The following is a 13,719-nucleotide window of genomic DNA, read 5'->3' as shown; positions in this document are numbered from 1 at the left end:
ATTGGGATCGAATGACCTCCAACGCCGAGTCCGGACCTGCCTCCGGCAACGGACACGTTGGCGCCTCTGGTCCCACCCGCTCGCTGTGGCTGAACCTGCTTAAGCGCAGCTCGATCGCCGCCGGTGCAGGGCTCGCCCTGTGTGCCATTCCCGCCGGACTCCTCAACGGAGCAAGCGGCGCGGTCTCCAGCGTGCTCGGTGGCCTGCTGGTCATGCTGTTCTTCGGCATCAGCCTGTTGATCGGCCACTTCGTGGGACGCGGGAACCCGTCCGGCGCGATAGGGATGTTCGTAGCCACCTATTTCATCAAGGTAGTTGGCTTCGCCGTCGTCCTGTTCGTCCTCGGCGCCCCTGAATGGCTCCACGGCCGCTGGTTCATCATCGGCGCCGTGGTGGCGGTCGTCCTGTGGCAGGCCGCTGAGATCCACGGATTCAGCAGGGCCCGCCTCCAGATCTACAACGATCCAGATGACAAGGGAGCAACCCATGCGTGACCAGAAGAAGCCCGCGGCTGCCGCACATGGCAAACGCGGATCCAACGGCTCCGCAGCAACCGATTCCGACGCCTCCACCGATGGCGGCTACAACGCTGGAATGGCTGTATTCAGCTACATCATTGGCGGAATCATCGTCTGGAGTTTGATAGGGTGGGGACTGGATTATCTGTGGGGAACGCGCTGGATTGTGCTCGCAGGCGCTCTGCTCGGAGCCGTCGGAGGTTTCTACCTTTCCCACATGCACGGCCTCACCAGTTCCCGAAAAATTGCTGATGAGCGCCATGCTCCCAGCGCACCGTCCCAGGACGGAAAAGATAGTGCCAAATAATTTCACAGGGGGAACAGCAGGCTGTCAGGCTGCCGGACCCCGCCCAACGCCCAATGATGGACACTGCAGAGAGGAAACGCGTTGATCGCGCTTGCGCTCCCGGCCCAAGATTCAGGAGAGTTCACTCCTCCTGGTATTAACGAAATGCATTTGCCGGCAATCCTGCCGTGGGGTGCCGCAGAAGGATTCTCCAAGCAGATGCTGCTGGTCCTCCTCTCTGTCGTCTTTATCGCCGTCTTCTTCGTGCTCGCCGCACGCAAGCAGCAGCTGGTACCCGGCAAGCTCCAGTTCGCCGGAGAGGCCGCCTACGGCTTTGTCCGCAACGGCATTGCCAAGGACATCATCGGCGGCAGGGACTTCATGAAGTACGTCCCCCTGCTGTTCAGCCTGTTCTTCTTCATCCTGGTCAACAACATCTACGGCGCCATCCCGGTGTTCCAGCTCCCCACGTTCTCGCACGTGGGTGGAGCGTACGTGCTGGCCGGCCTGGTCTATGTCACCTGGATCGCCATCGGCGTGAAGAAGAACGGCCTGCGCTACTTCAAGCTGGCCACCGTCCCCTCGGGCGTGCCGTGGTACATCCTGCCGATCGTCATCCCGATCGAAATCATCTCCAACTTCGTTGTCCGGCCCGTCACGCACAGCCTCCGTCTGTTCGCGACCATGCTGGCCGGCCACCTGATCGTGATGATCGCCGGTTCCGGCATCGAATACCTCATCATGCAGGAGAACGTGCTGCTGAAGGGAACGTCCGTCCTGGTGCTGGCAGGTGCCATCGCCATGTACATGCTCGAAGCCCTGATCATGGTCCTGCAGGCCTACGTCTTCACGCTGCTGACCGCGATCTACATCGAAGGCGCCCTTCACGCCGACAGCCACTAGGCACCCTGCCGGGAGCGACGCTCCGCCGGCCCACCACAGTCTTCCCCTCGCGGGGATGAAGCAACCCAAACAACCTGCCACACAAAGTGGCATCTTGAAAGGAAAAAAAATGGAAGGCTCCATCAACGGCTCCCTCAACCTCATCGGCTATGGCCTCTCGGCTATCGGCGGTGGTATCGGTGTGGGTCTCGTGTTCGCTGCCTACATCAACGGCGTTGCACGTCAGCCGGAAGCCCAGCGCGTCCTGCAGCCGATCGCATTCCTTGGCCTGGCGCTGACCGAAGCACTCGCCATCCTGGGCCTGGTCTTCGCTTTCGTTCTCAAGTAAACCTTCAGAACTTCAGCGAACATTCAGAACCGAGTAGATAAGGACGGGTGAAATATGCATCAGCTGATCATCTCAGCCGCCGCTGAAGGCGACGTCAACCCACTTATTCCCAATGCCTGGGAAATGCTGGTTGTCTTCGTGGGCTTTGCCATCCTCTTCTTCATCGTGGTCAAGTTTGTTGTCCCGATGTTCGAGAAGACCTTCGCAGAGCGTGCCGAGGCCATCGAAGGCGGTATCGCCAAGGCTGAAAAGGCCCAGGCTGAGGCGTCTGCTGCACTCGAAGAGTACAAGCAGCAGCTGACCGACGCCCGCACCGAAGCCAACCGCATCCGTGAGGAAGCCCGCGCCGAAGGTGCCCAGATCCTCGCGGATCTCAAGGAGAAGGCGGCAGCAGAGTCTGCCCGCATCACCGCGCAGGCCCACGCACAGATCGAATCCGAGCGCCAGGCGGCCGTTGTGTCCCTGCGCTCTGAGGTAGGCACCCTGGCCACCACCCTGGCAGGCCGCATCGTGGGCGAATCGCTCAACGATGATGAGCGTGCAGCGCGGGTTGTGGACCGCTTCCTGGCAGATCTGGAGTCCCAGAACGCAGGTGCAGCTAAGTAATGGCAGGCGTATCGAGCGAATCGCTGGCAACAGCGCTGGCAGAGTTGGAAGCAAAGCTTCCCACCGCGTCGCTGCAGCTGGCAAAGGAACTCTTCGGAATTCTGGGAATGGTGGACAGCTCGGCTGGCTTGCGCCGCGCCCTGACTGACCCGTCCCGCAACGGTGACGAAAAGTCGGCGCTGGTCAAGCAGCTGGTTGGCGGGAAAGTCTCCGCTGATGCTGCAGACATTGCAGGCGGACTGGCCAGCTCACGCTGGGCAAACGCCCGTGATATCGGCGATGCACTCGAGACTCTTGCCGCAACGGTGGTCATTTCCGTTGCTGAAAACAAGTCGGCCGTTTCTGCCTCCGGAATCACTGGCCTGGAAGAGCTGGAGAACGACCTGTTCTCCTTCAACCAGGCTGTTGCCTCCAGCCATGAGGTACAACGTGCTCTGTCCGAACCACAGGCCAGCGGTGCAGCCAAGGTTGTACTTGCGGAGAAGCTTGTGCCCGGCGCCAGTGAGGAAGCGAAAGTCCTCATTGTCCAGGCTGTAACCCAGCCCCGCGGCATCAAGCCCACCCGGCTGGTGCAGCGGTTCGCCGAGCTTGCGGCCAAGCGGCAGCAGCGCTGGATTGCAACGGTCAGCGTGACCCGTCCTTTGACGCAGACGCAGCTTGCCCGCCTGCAGGCTGGCCTGAATGCCATGTACGGGCGGGAACTGAAGGTCAACCTCAATGTTGACCCGGCACTCATTGGCGGCATCCGCGTCCAGGTTGGTGACGAAGTGCTTGACGCTTCGGTCCTCACCAAGCTGGGCGAGCTGCAGCGCCAGCTGGCCGGCTAGCCGGACAAGCACAACCTAACTGATAGAAACCCCGGTCACCGCTTGCGGTGATCACAAACAGGAGAGCAGGGACTGCAGATGGCCGAATTGACCATCAACGCCGACGACGTCCGTAATGCGCTGAACGAGTTCGCGGCGTCCTACGAACCCGGAAACGCAGAGCGCGTAGAGGTCGGCCGCGTAACCACCGCTGGTGACGGCATCGCCCGTGTTGAGGGCCTTCCCTCGGTCATGGCGAACGAGCTGCTGCGCTTTGAGGACGGCACCCTGGGCCTTGCCCAGAACCTCGACGTCCGCGAAATCGGCGTCATCATCCTCGGTGACTTCACCGGCATCGAAGAAGGCCAGGAAGTACACCGCACCGGACAGGTTCTGTCCGTTCCCGTGGGCGACGCCTTCCTGGGCCGCGTTGTCGACCCGCTGGGCATGCCCATCGACGACCTCGGCGAGATCAAGGCCGAGACCACCCGCGCCCTGGAGCTCCAGGCTCCCGGCGTGACCCAGCGCAAGTCGGTGCACGAGCCGATGCAGACCGGCCTCAAGGCGATCGACGCCATGATCCCGATCGGCCGCGGCCAGCGCCAGCTCATCATTGGTGACCGCCAGACCGGCAAGTCTGCCATTGCCATCGACACGATCATCAACCAGAAGGCCAACTGGGCTTCCGGCGATGTGACCAAGCAGGTCCGCTGCATCTATGTGGCGATCGGGCAGAAGGCGTCCACCATCGCCGCCATCCGCCAGACGCTCGAGGACAACGGTGCGCTGGAATACACCACCATTGTGGCTTCTCCCGCTTCGGACCCCGCAGGCTTCAAGTACCTGGCACCGTATGCAGGCTCGGCCATTGGCCAGCACTGGATGTACGGTGGCAAGCACGTCCTCATCGTGTTCGATGACCTGTCCAAGCAGGCCGAAGCCTACCGCGCCGTGTCGCTGCTGCTCCGCCGTCCGCCGGGACGCGAAGCCTACCCGGGCGACGTCTTCTACCTGCACTCCCGCCTGCTGGAACGTTGTGCCAAGCTTTCCGACGAGCTCGGTGCCGGTTCCATGACGGGCCTGCCGCTGATCGAGACGAAGGCGAACGACGTGTCCGCCTACATCCCGACCAACGTCATCTCCATCACCGACGGCCAGATCTTCCTGCAGTCGGACCTCTTCAACGCCAACCAGCGTCCCGCTGTTGACGTGGGTGTCTCGGTGTCCCGCGTTGGCGGTGCCGCCCAGGTGAAATCCATGAAGAAGGTATCCGGCACCTTGAAGCTGGACCTGGCCCAGTACCGCGATATGCAGGCCTTCGCGATGTTCGCATCCGACCTGGACGCAGCATCCCGCCAGCAGTTGACCCGTGGTGCACGCCTGATGGAACTGCTGAAGCAGGGCCAGTACTCACCGTTCCCGGTCGAGGACCAGGTTGTGTCCATCTGGGCCGGCACCAACGGCTACCTGGACGACGTTCCGGTTGAAGACATCAGCCGCTTTGAGTCGGAGTTCTTGGAGCACCTGCGCCACAAGTCCTCGATCCTGACCACGCTGGCCCAGACCAACGTGCTGGACGACGACACCGTTGCGGCCCTGAAGTCCTCGATTGTCGACTTCAAGAAGGGGTTCTTCGGCGAGGGCGACAACCTGCTGGTTGGTGCCGGGCATGAAGAGCACGCCCCCATCGACGAGGCCCAGGTTGACCAGGAAAAAATCGTCAGGCAGAAGCGCTAGTTCCACTGACCGGGTGTGCCGGGCCCACGGGTCCGGCGCACCCGCTGCAGGGAACGCTAGGAAAGGATAAGTATGGGAGCCCAGATCCGGGTCTACCGCCAGAAGATCAGCTCGACCACGTCGATGCGCAAGATCTTCAAGGCGATGGAACTGATCGCTACCTCGCGCATCGGCAAGGCCCGTGCGCGCGTAGCAGCTTCACTGCCTTACGCGAACGCGATTACGCGCGCCGTTTCTGCTGTCGCCAGCCAGAGCGAGATCGACCACCCGCTGACCACCGAGCCGGAGCAGATCCGCCGTGCCGCCGTCCTGGTAATCACCTCGGACCGCGGCCTGGCCGGTTCTTACTCTGCCAGCGTGCTGAAGCAGGCGGAAGGCCTCGTCGAGCTTCTTCACGAAGAAGGCAAGGAAGTCAAGACCTACGTCGTCGGACGCAAGGCCCAGGCCTACTTCGATTTCCGGAACCGCGAGTATGCGCGGGTCTGGACCGGGGGGACCGACGCGCCCGAGTTCGCGACCGCACGTGAGATCGGCGAAGCTCTGCTGTCGGAATTCGCAACGGAGTTCGAAGAGGGCGGCGTAGAGGAAATCCACGTCGTCTACACCCGCTTCAAGTCCATGGTCACCCAGGAGCCGACGGTCATCCGGCTGCTCCCGCTTGAAGTTGTGGAAGAACAGGCTGCATCTGAATCGGACCTCTTGCCGCTGTACGAGTTTGAGCCGGAAGCCGAGCGGGTTCTTGACGCGCTGCTGCCGCGCTACATCGAATCCCGTATCTTCGCAGCCATGCTGCAGGCAGCAGCTTCCGAGCTCGCCGCCCGCCAGCGGGCGATGAAGTCCGCAGGCGACAACGCGACAGACCTGATCAAGAAGTACACGCGTCTGCGCAACACGGCCCGCCAGGCCGAGATCACGCAGGAACTCTCCGAGATTGTTGCCGGTGCCGACGCTCTTGCGTCCTAGCCTCCACCACCTCGGTTCCCGCGTAACCAGCACCACCACAGATAGACTTAACCCCACGCCATCTACTGAATGAAGTGAGAGAGATGACTGCCACTGCTACCGAACACGTAGCCGCAACGTCCGGTGCAACCGGCCGTATTGCGCGCGTAATCGGCCCGGTTGTCGACGTCGAATTCCCGGCTGACGCAATCCCGTCGATTTACAACGCCCTCACCACCGAGATCACTCTCAACGGTGAAACCAAGACCATCACCTTCGAAGTTGCGCTGCACCTGGGTGACAACCTCGTCCGCGCCATCTCCCTCCAGGCCACCGATGGACTCGTCCGCGGCACGTCCGTGGTGGACACCGGCGCCCCGATCTCCGTTCCCGTCGGTGACGGCGTCAAGGGACACATCTTCAACGTGCTGGGCCAGCCCCTGGACGTTGCCGAGTCGGAACTGGAGATCACCGAGCGCTGGCCAATCCACCGCAAGGCCCCCAGCTTCGCCTCCCTCGAAGGTTCCACCGAGATGCTGGAAACCGGCATCAAGGTCATCGACCTCCTCACCCCATACATCAAGGGTGGAAAGATCGGCCTCTTCGGCGGCGCCGGCGTGGGCAAGACCGTGCTGATCCAGGAAATGATCACCCGTGTTGCCCGCAACTTCGGTGGTACCTCGGTCTTCGCCGGTGTTGGCGAGCGTACCCGTGAGGGCAACGACCTCTGGGTTGAAATGGAAGAGGCAGGGGTCCTCAAGGACACTGCCCTTGTATTCGGCCAGATGGACGAGCCGCCGGGAACGCGTCTGCGTGTGGCCCTGTCCGCGCTGACCATGGCGGAGTACTTCCGCGATGTGCAGAACCAGGACGTGCTGCTCTTCATCGACAACATCTTCCGCTTCACCCAGGCCGGCTCCGAGGTATCGACCCTGCTGGGCCGCATGCCTTCCGCCGTGGGCTACCAGCCCAACCTGGCGGATGAGATGGGCCTCCTTCAGGAGCGCATCACCTCCACGAAGGGCCACTCCATCACCTCGATGCAGGCCATCTACGTCCCCGCAGATGACTACACCGACCCGGCTCCGGCCACGACCTTCGCACACCTCGACGCGACCACGGAACTTTCCCGTGAAATCGCCTCCCGTGGTCTGTACCCGGCCGTTGACCCGCTGACGTCCACGTCCCGCATCCTGGATCCCCAGTACATCGGCAAGGACCACTACAACACGGCAGTCCGCGTGAAGCAGATCCTGCAGAAGAACAAGGAACTCCAGGACATCATCGCCATCCTCGGTGTCGATGAACTCTCCGAAGAGGACAAGATCGTCGTCTCCCGTGCACGCCGCATCCAGCAGTTCCTCTCGCAGAACACCTACACCGCCAAGCAGTTCACCGGCGTTGAGGGCTCCACGGTTTCCATCAAGGACACCGTTGAAGGCTTCTCGGCCATCTGCGACGGCGAGCTGGACCACGTCGCGGAGCAGGCGTTCTTCAACGTCGGCGGCCTCGACGACGTCGAGCGCCAGTGGGCCAAGATCCAGGAACAGACCAAGTAATATGGCTGAGCTTGAGGTTGAGATTGTCGCAGCGGACCACTTCGTGTGGTCCGGAGCGGCCAAGATGGTCAAGGCCCGCACCAGCGATGGTGAAATCGGAATCCTGCCCGGCCACTCGCCCCTGCTGGCGATCCTGGCCGAGGGTGAACTGGCCATCCAGCCGGTGTCCGGGGACCGTATTGCGGTAGACGTCGACGGCGGGTTCTTCTCGGTCGACAACAACCGCGTGGTTATCGTTGCTGACAACGCCCAGCTGGGCGGCTCGGCTACCGCTGGGATCCGCTAGCACGACCTTGATGGACGCACCGGGTATTCCGTTCATCGCACTGGCAATCGCCTTCGGATTGCTGATCATTGCACTGTGCCTTTCGGGGGTGCGCCGCTTCAACCTGCGGCGTGCCCTCGGCACGGTGGACGCCTCCATTTGCGTTGCTGGAAACAGCTGGCAGATGGGGGTTTGTCGTTATCAGGACAACGACCTTGAATGGTTCAGGCTCATCTCCTTGAGCGTGCGTCCCAAATACACATTCAAGCGCAGTTCGCTGGAGCTGCTGGGCCGCCGGAAACCCACGGAGGCGGAAGCCGTCAAGGTCCAACCGGACGTTGTGATCGTTGAGCTCCGGTATGAGGGGCAGGACCTGCACCTTGCCATGAAGTTCGACGCATATACGGGTCTTTCATCCTGGCTTGAGGCAGGTCCGGTGATAGGCGTGGGGACCTGGCGCTAGCCGACGTGGATTGGCTTTCAGACATCCGGCTCACGGACGGTCCACTGTATGGGACCGTCCTGGTATTGGGAATGGGCGGCGCCGCCTATCTCCTGGTGCCACCCTGGCGCGCCTCCATGACGCCGGGGCACCGCGCCCGGGCGTGGGCGGTCCGCATCGTCACCGCCGCGGCAGCCGCCTTTGCGCTGGTGGGTACGGTGCACTGGGCGCTCATCAACATCTTCTCCACCTTCCCCGAGGACCTGCCGGACCCCGTCCTGCTGTGGATTGTGCCCGGTGTTGCGGCTCTTCTCCTGGGCCTGCTCCGGCTGCCCCGGAGCAGCTGGGGCGGACGCGGGGGAGGGATCCTCGCCGCACTGCTGGTGGTGCTGCTCTCGGCGATCCAAGTCAACGCGTACTTTGGCCTCAACAGGACCGTGAGCGATCTGCTGGGTACGGCCCTGGCCCGGATACCGGCCCTTGAACAGGACCTTATGCGCCGTCCGGGCGCGTCCGACGGCGTACCCCTCCTGGGGTGGAAGCCGGAAGGGGAGCTGCCGGACGGGGGCGTCCTGCGGAAGTCCGCGATCCCTGGAACGCAGTCCGGGATGAACACGCGTGAGGCCTACATCTACCTTCCGCCGACCTACTTTGCGGCGAACCGGCCCGCATTGCCGGTACTGGTTCTGGTGGCCGGACAGCCGGGCGGGCCGGCGGACTGGCTCACCGGCGGCGCAATCCGCGGTCACATGGATTCCTTTGCCGCGGCACACGGCGGAGTGTCCCCGGTGGTGGTCATTCCGGATCCCAACGGGTCGCAGTCCGCCAACACCATGTGCATGGACAGCCGCATTGCCAACGCGGACACCTATCTCTCGCAGGATGTACCTCAGTGGATCAGTTCCACCCTGGCGGTGGATACCAACCACAGCCACTGGGCTGTGGGTGGCTTCTCCTTCGGCGGCACGTGTGCCGTGCAGATGGGAACCCGGCATCCCGACGTCTACGCCGACGTGCTCGCCTTCTCCAGCGAGGCCGAACCTGCCATTGCCAAGGAGCGGCAGAAGACCATAGACGCAGCATTTCCCGGAAACCCAGATGAATTCACCAAGCAGACTCCACTGGAGATCATGAAACACCAACGGTTTGAGTCCAGCGGCATGTACCTTACTGCAGGCCAGAACGATCCCGAGTTCGTGGGGAACCTCCACACGCTGGCGGCTGCGGCAGAGGCCGCCGGCTTCACCGTGCAGGCACACGAGGTGGAGCACACGGGCCACTCCTGGGATACGTCCTCCAAGCGGTTCGCGGATGCGCTGCAGTTCCTTGGCACCCAGTGGGGGCTGCAGTGGTGAGCACCAGGAAACCGGAACGCACGGCCGCCCTGATGTGGGCCGCCGTCGGACGTCCGGCAGTCCAGCAGGCGCTGCTCACGCTGAAATCCATGCCCTTCACCCTGGGCGTGCTGGTTGCCTTCCTTGCGGCCGCTGCCCTGACCGGAAGCTTCCTTGACGGCCCGCCGGAGCAGCTCCTTGGCCTGGCCTCGGTCAGCGGCCCCGGGCTGCGCAGCGGGCAGTGGTGGACGCTGTTCACCAGCGCCTTCTTCGCCACCAACCCGCTCGCCTACCTCGCCGCGTCGCTGATGATCGTGCTGCTGCTGGGCCTGGCGGAGCGCAAGCTTGGCCGGCGGGCCGCCGTCGGACTGTTCTTTGGCGGGCAATTCGCGGCCGTCACGGTGTTCCTCCTGGTAACCCAGCTGGCCGTGTATGTGGGCGACGGCTGGCTGGACCGGATGGTGGATGACAGGCTCATCGGTCCGTATGCCCCGGTGCTTATTGCCGGGCTTGCGGCCAGTGCCCGGATCACGCTGCTGTGGCAGCGCCGGCTCCGCACCGTGGTGCTGTCCATTTCCCTGCTGCTGGTCCTGTACGTGGGGCACGCCGAAACCGTCATTGGCCTCATCGGCGCCCTTCTTGGCCTCCTTGCAGGCTGGTGGATCCAGGGGGACCAGGGGCGGCTTCACCGTCACCGGTCGACGGGCCGGGAAACCAGGAACCTCCTGGCCCTGACCGTTGCCGTGTTCGCGGTGGGTCCCATCCTGACCGGAATCACGCGTGCGCCAACCGGCCCGCTGGCTTTGCTCCGGGACGTCGTCCTGAGCCCGATGCCCACGCTGAACCAACTGATCTTCAACTGCGGCGCCACCGTTGACGCCACTTGCCTGGAAACGGGCAGGGCAGGGTTTGCCGGCCCGTTCGGCCTGGCGCTGGCCGTGGTGCCGGTCCTCCTGCTGCTGATCTGCGCGGACGGCATGCGCCGGGGTCGCCGGCTGGCCCTGAACATCGCGCTGGCCATCCAGTTGGCTGTCACCGCCCTCGCCGCGGTCTACCTGGCACTGTTCGCCCTTGTTCCCTCACGCCTGCAGGGCACGCATGCAACGCCGCTGTCCTCGGCCTTCGCACATGTGCTGCCGCTCGTGGTGGTTCCGCTGCTGCTGGCAGTGGTCCTGTGGCTGAACCGGCGGCAGTTCCGCGTGCAGACGCGTCCGGGCGCCCGGCGGACGCTCGCTGCGGTGGTCTGCGGAACCTGGCTGGTGCTGGCCAGCTCATATACCGTGGCCTGGTTCTGGTCCGGCGGACTGTCCCGTGACGGCGGCTTGCTGGGCCTTTTCGCCGAGTTGGCCCGGCAGTACGTCCCGGTGCCCATTCCGCAGAATTTCCGCCGGGTCTTCCCGGAACGCGACAGTGCCGAAGCACTGCTGTTCGCCTACTCGGGACCGGTGTTCTGGCTCGTGGGCCTGGCGGCGGTGTTGTGGGTGCTGGTGGGCCGGCACCACGGCCTCCACTTCGGACGGCAGGACCGCAGCCGCGCCCGGGAGCTGCTCCACCAGGGTGGCGGACCCTTGTCCTGGATGGCACTGTGGGAGCCCAACACGTACTGGTTCAGCCCGGACGGCGCAGGCGGCATGGCCTTCCAGCAGCATGGGACCGTGGCCCTGACCCTGGGCGGTGCATTCGGTGACCGCAAGGCCGAGCAGCGGGTCACCGAAGGCTTCCTGGACTACTGCCGCAGCCAGGCCCTGATACCGGCGCTGTATTCCTGCGACGACACCATGTGGCCGGTACTGAGGGAACGCGGCTTCTCCCGCGTGGCCGTGGCCCAGGAGACCCGGCTGGCGCTGAACGAGCTTGAGTTCAAAGGCAAGGAATGGCAGAACGTCAGGACCGCCCTGAACCGCGCCGCGAAGCTGGGCGTCCATGCCGTCTGGGGCTCCTACCATTCGCTGCCCGCAACGCTCCGGCTAAGGCTGAACGAAGTGTCCGAGGAATGGGCGGCCGGCAAGTCCGTTCCGGAAATGGGCTTCACGCTGGGGGGAGTGGACGAGCTCGACGACGAGGAGGTCCTGTGCTGCCTGGCCGTGGACGGCCACGGCGTGGTCCACGGCGTGACCAGCTGGTTGCCCGTGTACGACGGCGGGCGGCTGGTAAGCAGGACCCTGGATGTCATGCGCCGCGGCAGTGAAGGATTTCCGGGGGTGATGGAATTCCTGATTGCCTCCGCCGTACTGGAGTTGCGGGATTCCGTGGACGTGATCTCCCTGTCGGGTTCGCCGCTGGCCAGCCGTCCCGATGCCCAGCCGGAGCGGGGAACAGGAACAGGCGCGGAGGGAACGGGCGCTGGGGGAACGGGTGCTGAGGGAACAGGCGCCGGGGGGCCCGGCGGGGGCGAGGACGCAGGGCAACAGGAGGGCGCCCCCGATGAGGGCGCGCAGAACCTGGTCAGGATCCTGGACCTGGTGGGCCACGCGCTTGAGCCGGTCTACGGCTTCCGCTCCCTGGCGGCCTTCAAGTCCCGGTTCAAGCCGGAGTACCGGGCGCTTTACCTGTACTACCAGGATCCGTTGCACCTGCCCGCCATCGGCAGGGCGCTGACCCGCGCCTACCTCCCCGGTCTTTCCCTGGCGCAGGGCGCCCGGCTGGTGCGCAAGCTGGTGACCTGAGGCGGCAGCAACGCCGGCATAAAAAATGGTCCCCGGCAATCCTGCCGGGGACCATTTGATTCGCTGACAGCCGCGGGAAGCGGCCGGGCGGTACTAGACCAGCGTTACGCCGGTAGCCTGGGGACCCTTGGCACCCTGGCCGATTTCGAACTGAACGCGCTGGTTCTCGTCGAGGGTTTTGAAGCCGCCGGTCTGGATTTCGGAGTAGTGAACGAAGACATCGCCATCGGAGTCATCCGGGGTGATGAAGCCGAAGCCCTTTTCAGCGTTGAACCACTTGACGGTTCCCTGTGCCATTTATTTCTCCTCATTGTGGAACTTTTTAAGACCGGCACACCTCGTGCCGACCTTGGTCACTCCGCGAGAAGAATCCTGATTGCCTTTCCCCGATGGGAGATCCGGCGCTGCAGGAGCTTCGCGCTCGCAACATGTCTTGCGAGCATGAAAAACACCTACACAAAGACTGAGATAAGAATTTCATGCCCGTTCCCGCAGGTCAACGGGCCGGAGGACAAAAAGGACAAAATTTAGGTAAAAAACAGATGTCGCTGAAGCCTGCACCGAATGCCGGACAATTAAGTGCCTAAAGCAACAAAGGCAAAAACTAGAAGAGGCGGGATTCGCTGTCGTCCACTCCGCGCATGGCGTCGTAGTCCAGCGTTATGCAGTCGATCCCGCGGTCGTTTGCCAGCACCTTGGCCTGCGGCTTGATCTGCTGGGCAGCAAAGATTCCCCGGACCGGTGCCAGCAAAGGGTCGCGGTTGAGCAGCTCCAGGTACCGGGTCAGTTGCTCCACGCCGTCAATGTCGCCCCGGCGCTTGAGCTCAATCGCCACGGTGGCGCCGTCCGCGTCGCGCGCCAGGATGTCCACGGGCCCAATGGCGGTGAAGTACTCGCGCCTGATGAGGGAGTAGCCCCGTCCAAGCGTCTCGATCTGCTCGGCGAGCAGCCGCTGCAGGTCAGCCTCCACCCCGTCCTTGATCAGTCCGGGATCCACGCCCAGGTCGTGGGAGGACTCGCTGATCTTCTCGTGGATATTGATGATGAGCCGGTCATCGGTCTTGGCCGACTGCACCGTCCACTGCTCCACCACGCCAAGTTCGAGGTCCACTTCGTCGGGGGAAGAAACCCGCAGCGTGGCAGGCGGGCTCATCCAGTTCAGCGGCTTGTAGGAACCGCCGTCGGAATGGACCAGCACGGAGCCGTCCGCCTTGACCAGCAGGAGCCGGGTGGCGAGGGGGAGATGGGCTTTGAGCCGGCCAACGTAATCAACGGAGCAATGGGCTATGACAAGTCGCACGCCGTACAGACTATCGCGTGGGCTCCG

15 protein-coding genes are annotated in these 13,719 nt (G+C 63.6%); 13 read left to right on the top strand and 2 right to left on the bottom strand.

Features of this window, described 5'->3' with window-relative positions; all coding sequences use genetic code 11:
- Positions 1 to 11: 11 nt before the first annotated feature.
- The 13 genes from FB478_RS05680 (at position 12) to FB478_RS05620 (ending at position 12,392) form a co-directional block, all read left to right on the top strand.
- Positions 12 to 494, top strand: coding sequence for a hypothetical protein (locus tag FB478_RS05680; RefSeq protein ID WP_144599863.1), 483 nt, complete (start codon positions 12 to 14; stop codon positions 492 to 494).
- Positions 487 to 825 carry an AtpZ/AtpI family protein gene (locus tag FB478_RS05675; protein WP_018768407.1) on the top strand — a complete coding sequence of 113 codons (339 nt, stop codon included), beginning with the start codon at positions 487 to 489 and terminating at the stop codon, positions 823 to 825. Before FB478_RS05680 ends, FB478_RS05675 begins: the two co-directional genes overlap by 8 nt.
- 81 nt (positions 826 to 906) lie before the next feature.
- A complete protein-coding gene (gene atpB, locus FB478_RS05670; protein ID WP_026265641.1) occupies positions 907 to 1,707 on the top strand; it encodes a F0F1 ATP synthase subunit A in 801 nt (266 codons plus the stop codon).
- Positions 1,708 to 1,816: 109 nt separating this feature from the next.
- Entirely contained in the window at positions 1,817 to 2,035 is a 219-nt protein-coding gene (atpE, locus tag FB478_RS05665) for an ATP synthase F0 subunit C (RefSeq protein WP_003804776.1), read from the top strand.
- Between the two features lie 54 nt (positions 2,036 to 2,089).
- Complete coding sequence (locus tag FB478_RS05660) at positions 2,090 to 2,641, top strand: F0F1 ATP synthase subunit B (protein ID WP_018768405.1); 552 nt, start codon at positions 2,090 to 2,092, stop codon at positions 2,639 to 2,641.
- Positions 2,641 to 3,468 carry a F0F1 ATP synthase subunit delta gene (locus FB478_RS05655; RefSeq protein WP_056387991.1) on the top strand — a complete coding sequence of 276 codons (828 nt, stop codon included), beginning with the start codon at positions 2,641 to 2,643 and terminating at the stop codon, positions 3,466 to 3,468. The genes FB478_RS05660 and FB478_RS05655 overlap by 1 nt, the downstream gene beginning before the upstream one ends.
- Before the next feature lie 78 nt (positions 3,469 to 3,546).
- Positions 3,547 to 5,184, top strand: a complete 1,638-nt coding sequence (gene atpA / locus FB478_RS05650; RefSeq protein ID WP_056387990.1) for a F0F1 ATP synthase subunit alpha — start codon at positions 3,547 to 3,549, stop codon at positions 5,182 to 5,184.
- Between the two features lie 72 nt (positions 5,185 to 5,256).
- Positions 5,257 to 6,147 (top strand): F0F1 ATP synthase subunit gamma, encoded by an 891-nt coding sequence (locus tag FB478_RS05645; protein WP_056387988.1) that lies wholly within the window; start codon positions 5,257 to 5,259, stop codon positions 6,145 to 6,147.
- 83 nt (positions 6,148 to 6,230) lie between these two features.
- Complete coding sequence (atpD, locus tag FB478_RS05640) at positions 6,231 to 7,685, top strand: F0F1 ATP synthase subunit beta (RefSeq protein ID WP_056387986.1); 1,455 nt, start codon at positions 6,231 to 6,233, stop codon at positions 7,683 to 7,685.
- 1 nt (position 7,686) lies between these two features.
- Positions 7,687 to 7,971 (top strand): F0F1 ATP synthase subunit epsilon, encoded by a 285-nt coding sequence (locus FB478_RS05635; protein WP_018760117.1) that lies wholly within the window; start codon positions 7,687 to 7,689, stop codon positions 7,969 to 7,971.
- A gap of 10 nt (positions 7,972 to 7,981) precedes the next feature.
- The gene (locus tag FB478_RS05630; RefSeq protein WP_018768399.1) at positions 7,982 to 8,413 is read left to right on the top strand and encodes a DUF2550 domain-containing protein; all 432 of its coding nucleotides are present in this window, start codon (positions 7,982 to 7,984) and stop codon (positions 8,411 to 8,413) included.
- A 5-nt stretch (positions 8,414 to 8,418) separates the two neighbouring features.
- Positions 8,419 to 9,747, top strand: coding sequence for an esterase family protein (locus FB478_RS05625; protein ID WP_144599862.1), 1,329 nt, complete (start codon positions 8,419 to 8,421; stop codon positions 9,745 to 9,747).
- Between the two features lie 32 nt (positions 9,748 to 9,779).
- Positions 9,780 to 12,392, top strand: a complete 2,613-nt coding sequence (locus FB478_RS05620; RefSeq protein WP_144600054.1) for a DUF2156 domain-containing protein — start codon at positions 9,780 to 9,782, stop codon at positions 12,390 to 12,392.
- A gap of 93 nt (positions 12,393 to 12,485) precedes the next feature.
- Here FB478_RS05620 and FB478_RS05615 read toward each other — a convergent pair whose 3' ends face one another.
- On the bottom strand, positions 12,486 to 12,689 hold the full coding sequence (locus tag FB478_RS05615; RefSeq protein WP_011692441.1) for a cold-shock protein: 204 nt from the start codon (positions 12,687 to 12,689) through the stop codon (positions 12,486 to 12,488).
- 307 nt (positions 12,690 to 12,996) lie between these two features.
- Positions 12,997 to 13,692 (bottom strand): endonuclease NucS, encoded by a 696-nt coding sequence (gene nucS, locus FB478_RS05610; protein WP_134163850.1) that lies wholly within the window; start codon positions 13,690 to 13,692, stop codon positions 12,997 to 12,999.
- Between the last annotated feature and the right edge of the window lie 27 nt (positions 13,693 to 13,719).

The sequence above is a fragment of the Arthrobacter sp. AG367 genome, from assembly GCF_007828995.1.
In the GTDB taxonomy this organism is placed as follows: Bacteria; Actinomycetota; Actinomycetes; order Actinomycetales; family Micrococcaceae; genus Arthrobacter.
This window is presented reverse-complemented; position numbering and strand designations above follow the sequence as displayed.

What these genes read in the sequence shown, in the direction of transcription:
- FB478_RS05680 (WP_144599863.1), top strand. Translation starts at nt 12, where the DNA reads ATGACCTCCAACGCCGAGTCCGGACCTGCCTCCGGCAACGGACACGTT.
- atpE (WP_003804776.1), top strand. Translation starts at nt 1,817, where the DNA reads ATGGAAGGCTCCATCAACGGCTCCCTCAACCTCATCGGCTATGGCCTC.
- FB478_RS05620 (WP_144600054.1), top strand. Translation starts at nt 9,780, where the DNA reads ATGTGGGCCGCCGTCGGACGTCCGGCAGTCCAGCAGGCGCTGCTCACG.
- FB478_RS05660 (WP_018768405.1), top strand. Translation starts at nt 2,090, where the DNA reads ATGCATCAGCTGATCATCTCAGCCGCCGCTGAAGGCGACGTCAACCCA.
- FB478_RS05630 (WP_018768399.1), top strand. Translation starts at nt 7,982, where the DNA reads ATGGACGCACCGGGTATTCCGTTCATCGCACTGGCAATCGCCTTCGGA.
- atpD (WP_056387986.1), top strand. Translation starts at nt 6,231, where the DNA reads ATGACTGCCACTGCTACCGAACACGTAGCCGCAACGTCCGGTGCAACC.
- FB478_RS05675 (WP_018768407.1), top strand. Translation starts at nt 487, where the DNA reads ATGCGTGACCAGAAGAAGCCCGCGGCTGCCGCACATGGCAAACGCGGA.
- FB478_RS05655 (WP_056387991.1), top strand. Translation starts at nt 2,641, where the DNA reads ATGGCAGGCGTATCGAGCGAATCGCTGGCAACAGCGCTGGCAGAGTTG.
- atpA (WP_056387990.1), top strand. Translation starts at nt 3,547, where the DNA reads ATGGCCGAATTGACCATCAACGCCGACGACGTCCGTAATGCGCTGAAC.
- FB478_RS05635 (WP_018760117.1), top strand. Translation starts at nt 7,687, where the DNA reads ATGGCTGAGCTTGAGGTTGAGATTGTCGCAGCGGACCACTTCGTGTGG.
- FB478_RS05645 (WP_056387988.1), top strand. Translation starts at nt 5,257, where the DNA reads ATGGGAGCCCAGATCCGGGTCTACCGCCAGAAGATCAGCTCGACCACG.
- FB478_RS05615 (WP_011692441.1), bottom strand. Translation starts at nt 12,689, where the DNA reads ATGGCACAGGGAACCGTCAAGTGGTTCAACGCTGAAAAGGGCTTCGGC.